This window comes from Paenibacillus sp. 2KB_20 (assembly GCF_052115765.1).
Lineage (GTDB): Bacteria > Bacillota > Bacilli > Paenibacillales > Paenibacillaceae > Paenibacillus_AQ.
In genome coordinates, this window is the sequence record NZ_JBFRHH010000039.1 from 1 (window position 1) to 709 (window position 709).

Below are 709 nucleotides of genomic sequence, written 5' to 3' on the forward strand. Positions count from 1 at the left end.
ATTACATCAGCTGGGTTTCCCCATTCGGACATCCCCGGATCGAAGCTTGCTTACAGCTCCCCGAGGCAGTATCGTTGTTCGCCACGTCCTTCTTCGGCTCCTAGCGCCTAGGCATCCTCCGTGTGCTCTTAGTAGCTTAACCAATGGCTCCGGTTATTGTGCTCATCGCTCTATTGTCCGTTTGTTTCCTGATCTACTAAACGAGTTAATAGGTGGAAACTAACTTCCAAAGGATCGATGATCCCAAAACCTTCGCGCTACTTTTTATTAAACTTGTTTGACACAAGTTCAGCTAAAAGGATATTTCTAATTGCGCAAATTCGTTTCGTTATCTAGTTTTCAAGGATCAATTGTATATCTTAATAGATGAAATTGATTTGGTGGAGCCAAGGGGGATCGAACCCCTGACCTCCTGCGTGCAAGGCAGGCGCTCTCCCAGCTGAGCTATAGCCCCTCAAATTCCATCAAAACTGAACAAATGAATACACGTCGTGGTTGACTTCATTGAAGTCTATACGATGACTTGCGTCATCGTTATTTGAATGTTTCCGCTTCGGGAAACGATTCTCCATAGAAAGGAGGTGATCCAGCCGCACCTTCCGATACGGCTACCTTGTTACGACTTCACCCCAATCATCTACCCCACCTTCGGCGGCTGGCTCCCKTAMGGGTTACCCCACCGACTTCGGGTGTTGTAAACTCTCGTGGT

At 47.4% G+C, this 709-nt stretch carries 1 tRNA gene and 2 rRNA genes; all 3 read right to left on the minus strand.

Annotation, left to right across the window (positions count from 1 at the left end):
- Positions 1-142 (minus strand): 23S ribosomal RNA (locus tag AB4124_RS34010); the annotation flags it as partial.
- 236 nt (positions 143-378) lie between these two features.
- Positions 379-454, minus strand: a tRNA-Ala gene (locus AB4124_RS34015).
- Between the two features lie 120 nt (positions 455-574).
- Positions 575-709 (minus strand): 16S ribosomal RNA (locus tag AB4124_RS34020); the annotation flags it as partial.